Annotated in this window: 6 protein-coding genes; 4 read left to right on the forward strand and 2 right to left on the reverse strand. The window is 41.1% G+C overall.

Going from position 1 to position 7,619, the window contains the following annotated elements; all coding sequences use genetic code 11:
• Both WBA23_RS07140 and WBA23_RS07145 read left to right on the forward strand, forming a co-directional pair.
• Positions 1-1,148 (forward strand): tetratricopeptide repeat protein (locus WBA23_RS07140; RefSeq protein ID WP_424581579.1); only part of this gene is annotated, 1,148 nt, incomplete at its 5' end.
• A 75-nt stretch (positions 1,149-1,223) separates the two neighbouring features.
• Positions 1,224-2,204, forward strand: a complete 981-nt coding sequence (locus WBA23_RS07145; protein WP_424581580.1) for a pyruvate dehydrogenase complex E1 component subunit beta — start codon at positions 1,224-1,226, stop codon at positions 2,202-2,204.
• Between the two features lie 86 nt (positions 2,205-2,290).
• Here WBA23_RS07145 and ffh read toward each other — a convergent pair whose 3' ends face one another.
• Entirely contained in the window at positions 2,291-3,616 is a 1,326-nt protein-coding gene (gene ffh / locus WBA23_RS07150; protein WP_424581581.1) for a signal recognition particle protein, read from the reverse strand.
• Positions 3,617-4,227: 611 nt separating this feature from the next.
• Here ffh and WBA23_RS07155 point away from each other — a divergent pair.
• Entirely contained in the window at positions 4,228-4,614 is a 387-nt protein-coding gene (locus WBA23_RS07155) for a hypothetical protein (protein ID WP_424581582.1), read from the forward strand.
• Between the two features lie 270 nt (positions 4,615-4,884).
• Positions 4,885-6,099 (forward strand): DEAD/DEAH box helicase, encoded by a 1,215-nt coding sequence (locus tag WBA23_RS07160; RefSeq protein ID WP_424581583.1) that lies wholly within the window; start codon positions 4,885-4,887, stop codon positions 6,097-6,099.
• Positions 6,100-6,129: 30 nt separating this feature from the next.
• Here the strand turns inward: WBA23_RS07160 and WBA23_RS07165 are convergent, their stop codons facing one another.
• Entirely contained in the window at positions 6,130-7,344 is a 1,215-nt protein-coding gene (locus tag WBA23_RS07165) for an alpha/beta fold hydrolase (protein ID WP_424581584.1), read from the reverse strand.
• Positions 7,345-7,619: the final 275 nt, after the last annotated feature.

Here is a 7,619-nt window from a genome sequence, read left to right on the forward strand (position 1 = left end):
CTATTACTGGTACTCACTCACCAGAGGGTTCTGAGCGTGTTAACGCCAATCTATCGGAAGATCGGGCTGGCCGGATTGAAGAGTATTATCGCGAGCAGATGGATAGCTACGACTACCAAGGGGCGGCCGATTCTATTGAGTTCATCTTGAAGCCTGTAGTTGAAGATTGGGGTCAATTCCGCGATTCGCTACAGAATTACGACGGTATTTCGTCTAGCGAGAAGAACGAGTACAACAGCATTATTAACGGTTCTGGATCTTTCGAAGACAAAGAAGATCAGTTACATCAGCTACCTACGTATCGTAAAGTGTTTGCTGACATTTATCCCAAGTTACGTACTGCTCAGACCAATATACTGACAGTAATGGATAAGAAAACCGATTCGCAGATTTCTACTTTTGCTAAGCAAATCTCTAGTGGATCTTATAACACAGACTCTTTATCACAAGAAGAACTGATGTATGCGGCCACATTAACCCCTAGTTTAGAAGAAAAACAAGGTATTTACGAAAGGGCAGTAGAAAGTAATGATAGCTGGTCGGCTCGCAACAACTTAGGAGCGGTTTATATTGCTACAGCAATGGACGCAAGCGAATCAGAGATGAGCAGTATGCTAGATGAGGCAGTAACTAATTTAGAACAATCTGTACGGATGAAGGACAATGCAGAAGCTCATGCCAATTTAGCGCTAGTTTATGCTGTACGAGGCGATACTGAGCGAGCGAAGCAGGAAATAGACAAAGCCAACGGTATGGAACCTTCTGAGCAGAATGCTCGCGCCGGTATGAATGGAGTGCGTGGTGCCATTCAGATTATGAATGGTGAGTACCAAGAAGCGGTTTCTACCCTATCTAATGCTGGTGAGGCGGCTGAAAACTCATTCAATCTTGGCCTTGCTCAAATATTGACTGACAACTACGAAAATGCAATTACGAGTTTTGAAGAGGCTCTGAATATGGAAGATGGTATGGCTAAAGCCCAGTATGGTATTGCCATTGCCAATGCTTACCTACAAAACGAAAGTGGTATGACTGAAGCTCTGAGTGCTGCAGTACAGGGTGATCCTAGTTTGCGAGAACGAGCTCTTAATGACCTAGTATTTACCAATTTCAAGGAGTCAGAAGCTTTCCGAAATGCACTTCAGTAATTGTTAATACATTAAAAATCGAGCCTTCCTCCTTGAGGAGGGCTTTTTTTTACTCAAAAAAGTAATTTTTTAATAATGAGAGAAATCCAGTTTCGCGAAGCGCTAAATGAAGCTATGAGCGAAGAAATGCGTCGCGATGAAAACGTTTTTTTAATAGGCGAGGAAGTAGCCGAATACAACGGTGCTTACAAAGTAAGCCAAGGTATGCTTGATGAATTTGGCGAGAAGCGAGTGATTGATACCCCTATTTCCGAGTTAGCATTCACTGGTATCGGTATCGGTGCGGCAATGAATGGCTTGCGACCCATCGTTGAATTTATGACCTATAATTTTTCGCTGGTGGCTATTGATCAGATTATCAATGGAGCTGCAAAAATTCTTTCGATGTCAGGTGGACAGTATCATGCGCCTATTGTTTTCCGTGGACCAACGGGTAACGCTGGACAGTTAGGGCAGCAACATTCTCAGAACTTTGATAGCTGGTATGCTAATACTCCCGGACTCAAAGTAGTGGTGCCTAGCAATCCTAAAGATGCAAAAGGGCTGCTGAAATCATCGGTACGTGACGAAGATCCGATTATTTTTATGGAATCAGAGCTAATGTACAGCGATAAAGGGGAGGTGCCAGAAGATGATGATCTACTAATTCCTATTGGCAAAGCTGATGTAGTAAGAGAAGGAACGGATGTAACGATTGTCTCTTTCGGAAAGGTGATGAAAATAGCCTTGGAAACGGCAGATGAACTACAAAAGGATGACATTTCAGCCGAAGTGATTGACCTTCGTACTATTCGCCCTATTGATTACGAAGCAGTAGTAGACTCAGTGAAAAAAACCAACCGGTTGGTAATTGTTGAAGAAGCTTGGCCATTAGGAAATATTTCTACAGAAATAACCTACCATATCCAACGCCACGCTTTTGACTATCTCGATGCTCCCATTCGCCGAATATGCAATTGGGATACTTCGTTACACTACGCCCCCACATTAATTGAGGTAATCTTGCCTAACGTAAAGAAGACGTTGCAAGCTTGTAAGGACGTACTTTATGTTTGATGATGAATAATGAAATGACTATTGAATAATGATGGCAATGATAATTTAGCATCAATCATTATTCATCAGTCATTTCTCATCAATTGTTACCCGACCGGATTCATGTTGGCCATTCCTCGCTTGCCGGTCATCTTGTTCATTTTCTTCATCATTTTTCGCATTTCAGAAAACTGCTTCAGGAGGCTGTTTACTTCCTGAACATCGGTGCCGCTGCCTTTGGCAATACGACGTTTTCGGCTGCCGTTAATAACGTCGGGCATTTCACGTTCCTTAGGAGTCATAGAACGAATAATCGCCTCAATAGGCTTGAATGAGTCATCATCTACATCTAGATCTTTTACGGCCTTCCCCATGCCGGGTAACATACCAAGTAAGTCTTTAATGTTTCCCATTTTTTTAATCTGTTGTAACTGCGAAAGAAAGTCATTAAAATCGAACTGATTCTTCCGCATCTTACGGCTCAAACGCTCGGCTTCTTCCTCATCAAAAACCTCTTGGGCTTTTTCTACTAGCGTGGTTACGTCGCCCATATCTAAAATTCGGCGAGCCATACGATCAGGGTAGAAAACATCTAGTGCTTCCATTTTCTCCCCATTACTCACAAACTTAATAGGCTTCTCTACTACGGTTTTTATAGAAAGAGCTGCTCCCCCGCGGGTATCACCATCGAGTTTGGTAAGTACTACTCCATCAAAATTAAGACGCTCATTAAAAGCTTTAGCGGTATTAACCGCATCTTGTCCAGTCATGGCATCTACCACAAACAGGGTTTCGCTCGGATTAAGGGACTCCTTCAGCGCGGCAATCTCGTTCATCATGGCCTCGTCAATAGCCAGGCGACCTGCTGTATCGACAATAACTACCTTTTTACCATTCTGCTTAGCGTAGCTAATAGCGTTATTGGCAATCTCAACAGGATTTTTATTCTCTGGCTCAGCGTATACATCTACACCCACCTGCTCACCTAACACTTTTAACTGATCAATAGCTGCTGGCCGATAAATATCGCAAGCAGTAAGTAGTACACTCTTGCCTTGCTTCTTAAGATAGTTGGCAAACTTACCGGAAAACGTTGTTTTACCCGAACCCTGTAAACCAGAAATTAGAACAATAGCCGGATCACCCGTAATGTTGACCCCTACTCGACTTCCACCCATGAGATCGGCTAACTCTTCCTCAACAATCTTAGTGAGTAGTTGACCAGGTGAAACAGCAATTAACACATCACGGCCTAAGGCTTCTTCTCTAATTTTATCAGTAACCTGCTTGGCAACTTTATAATTAACATCAGCATCAATTAAAGCCCGACGGATTTCTTTTACCGTGGTGGCTACATTAATCTCAGTAATTTGTCCTTGACCTTTTAAGGTTTTGAAGGCTTGATCGAGTCGAGTACTTAAATTATCGAACATAGTAAATAGCTTGAATTACAACACACTGACAGAAAAATGCCAGCAGAAATCAAAGTTAGTACTTATACCACAGAAATAATAAAGTTTGAAGGTGGATTGTTCTTACTAAAAATATCCATTTGGTATAGTAATTGCATTTTTCAATGACAAGCCTAACTTAGTGCTAAGCTCAATTAACATCTACTACATCGGTACTTTTTTCATCTTCGTTTGAAGCTTATGTAAGTAAATAAGCGTAATGAGAAAATATTCAAAGGGTTGCCGCTAAAAAAGTAACCAAATACAACAGAACGTATTAATCATAAGATGTTGATTATCAACCTCTGATATTAAGTGGATTAACTAAATAATTTCGTTGTATGCTTTCTTACGTAAATGCTAGGTCGATTAATAAAAACTAGTGATTACTTGAAGAGACTAATACTATTTGTCGCAAAAACTTACATAATTCTTTCATCCTCAAGCAACTATCAAAACTCTTCATGCTATGACCTATTTAAATCTTTTAGTATATTTAATATTAGAAAAATATAATTTTCAATATTACTATTATGCGTATGGAGTTGATGGACTTGTTTACTGGAAAGAAAAAAAAGCTAGCTAAAGGGCATATGAAAAATCTGCTTGAGGTTGCATATTCTGATGGTGAGTTTAATGATCTGGAAGTAGAATATCTGTTATCACTAGCGGGACGATTTAACATTTCAGAAGCCGAACTTAGGCTAATTAAAGAAAATCCTAGTATAGTAGAGTATCAAGCACCTACTCGAGATCAGCAGCGGTTTGAACATCTATATCAGCTAGTTAATATGATGATGATGGACGGGATTATTCACGACAAAGAAGTGGAGATCTGTAAGAAGTATGCTTTAAAGCTTAACTTACGACCTGAGTTTGTAGACGACATGGTAGAAGCAATTCCCGAATCGCGAGCCAATGAGGTTCCTACCGACTTAGTTATTGCTCGCTTATTAAGAATAGCACAAGAAAAGGTATGAAACTTACTTAAATCAAATTTAGATTTTAAAAAATGGCTGGGTGTTCATGAAACATTCAGCCATTTTTTTTATTATCTATGCAGGTAATTCCTTTAAAGTAGGGTTTAGACTTTTCTAGAAACGATTCATCATATCATTAAATAATCATCTGAAGGGTTACTTACTACTTTATCAGTTCTATAATGTAGACGTGAAAGTCAAATTACCAAAGTAGTTCTACCATTTGTCTAAAAAAGCTGATTACCCTTTTACTACCTAATACTAATTATCTTGACATTTAAAGAATTTACACTTCACGAAGATCTATTGTCTGGACTTGACTCCATGGGTTTTGAGGAACCCACTCCGATTAAAGCGCAAACTATTCCCCCTATTCTTTCCGGAAGCGATATCATTGGCTGCGCTCAAACCGGTACAGGTAAAACGGCCGCCTATTTACTCCCTACTATCCATCATATTTTACAGCATAAAGGAGAAGGTATTCAAGCGCTGGTAATTGCACCTACCCGTGAACTAGCTGGCCAAATCGATCAGCAGTTAGAAGGGTTCTCTTATTTTACTCCTATTAGCTCAACCACGGTGTATGGCGGACAAGATGCCTCTTCCTTTGATAAGCAGAAAACGGCATTGAAAGGCGGGACTGAAATTGTGATCGCTACTCCCGGTAAATTGCTGACGCATCTAAACCTGGGGTATGTTAACTTAGATAAGCTGAAGTTTTTCATTTTAGATGAGGCCGATCGGATGCTGGATATGGGATTTTACGAAGATATTATGCGGATTGCCCACTACGTACCGAAGCAGCGGCAAACACTGATGTTTTCGGCTACCATGCCTCCCAAAATTCGGCAGTTAGCTAAAAACTTACTAAAAGATCCAGCAGAGGTAAATATTGCTCTTTCCAAACCTGCCGAGCGGATTCTCCAAGCGGCATTTAGTGTTCATGCTCGTCAGAAACTTGGTATACTAGAGCATTTGCTAAAAGCTAAAAAGGTAAACAGCCTGATTGTTTTCTGTGCTCGAAAAACTACCGTAAAGGAAGTGAGTAAGGTAATAGAAAAGCTAGATTACGAAGTGGCAGCCATTTCTTCTGATCTGGAGCAATCTGAGCGCGAAAATATTTTGCGGAAGTTTAAGAATAAACAACTAAATATTTTGGTGGCGACCGACATTTTGTCAAGAGGTATTGATGTGGAAGGTATCGAGTTGGTGATTAATTATGATGTGCCTCACGATGCCGAAGATTACGTGCACCGAATTGGCCGAACAGCTCGGGCCGAAGCACGAGGTGCCGCTTTTACCTTTATTACTCCCGATGAACAAGGTTCGTTCTCTCGCATTGAGAAGCTGATTGAATCTACTATACCGAAGGCTAAAATACCAGAATATCTAGGAGAAGCACCAGCCTACGAACCCAATAAGCGACGGGGACGGGGGGGGAGTAACTTCAAGAAACGAAACGGCGGAAAGCGACATAAAAACTAATGAATAACGATATGCATTGATCATTCGTCATTAATCATCATTCATTATTAAAGTCGTATTCACTTTCACGGAAGTATGTAACGTTTTGTGTACCGGACATTTATCAGCAATTTCTCGTAATCGCGCCCGTTGCTGCTCCGATAAATCACCCTTAACTTCTACAATACGCTCCATATGATCTATTTTTTTTGCGGCATCTTCGCAGTCCTGGCAATCTTCGTCGTAAATTTTCTGATGTTTTACATGGACTAGCACTTCTTCTAAAGGCCATTTTTTATGATTGGCGTACATTCGCAATGTCATTCCGGTGCAAGCTCCTAAACTAGCCGCTAGTAAATCGTAGGGTGAAGGTCCTAAATCCAATCCTCCAACTGACTCCGGCTCGTCGGCAGTTAATGCATGCTTTCCAGCCATAATTTCAGTAGTAAAGCTCTGCTCAGTGCGAGTTACTACTTGTAAATCAGTAGAAAGGGGGGATGGAACCCGGGGAATAATGTACCGCTCTACCCAAGTTGCAATGGCTCGTCCTACGTACAGAGAGTCTTCTTTTCGGCTAAGTAGATGATCGGCATTATCTAACGAAATGAATGATTTCGGGTGGCGAGCCTGCTGATAAATTTCAGCAGCATTATCGATACTTACTGTTTGATCAGCCGGAGAATGTAGAATCAGCAGCGGTTTACGAATTTGCTCAATCTGATGATCGTGGTGAGCCTGTTTAATATCATCTAGAAACTGCTTTTTTACGGTAAACTTTCTTCCTGCCAAGGAAACCGTGGCTTGGCCTTCATCCTCAATCTTGGCCACATCATCTTCAAGCAGATGTTGCACATGTTCAGGGTCAGCCGGAGCACCAATTGTAGCTACCGCTTCTACCGATTGAATGCGACTACTAGCGATTAGTACAGCAGCTCCCCCTAGAGAATGACCAACTAGTAACTTTGGGGCCTGATAATGCGTGGCTAAGTATTCAGCGGCGGCTTCTAAGTCTTGAATATTGGTAGAAAAATTAGTATCCGAAAAATCACCTTCACTTTCACCTAAGCCAGTAAAGTCGAAGCGAAGCACTGCCATTCCGGTTTGAGTAAGTGCCCGACCAATATGAGTGACTGCATTCAGGTTTTTGCTACAAGTAAAACAGTGAGCGAAAATAGCGAAGGCGTGTGGATCATTATTAGCGGGCATTTCAAGCCGGGCAGCTAACTGATGACCACTTTGATTAGGAAATGTAATTATATTAGACATGTAACAAATAATAGGTATTTTTAATGAATACGAGAATAAAGTAGAATAGGATCGTCATCTGACCGACGAAATAAAATAAATGAGAGAAGAACACCTACTTTAATCTCAAGGTTATGAATCCTGCGTTCTAACTATCTGAGGCGCGTAGCTTGAGTTACTTCGCCGTAAAGCGGTTGCCGTGCAACAGTTGCCTATCAAAAAGTTTTTGTAGAGGGAGTTGGCAGAATCTAACGAAATAAAAAACACCCGCTTCAAAAATGAAACGGGTGTAGTAG

Source organism: Tunicatimonas sp., assembly GCF_049647865.1.
In the GTDB taxonomy this organism is placed as follows: domain Bacteria; phylum Bacteroidota; class Bacteroidia; order Cytophagales; family Cyclobacteriaceae; genus Tunicatimonas.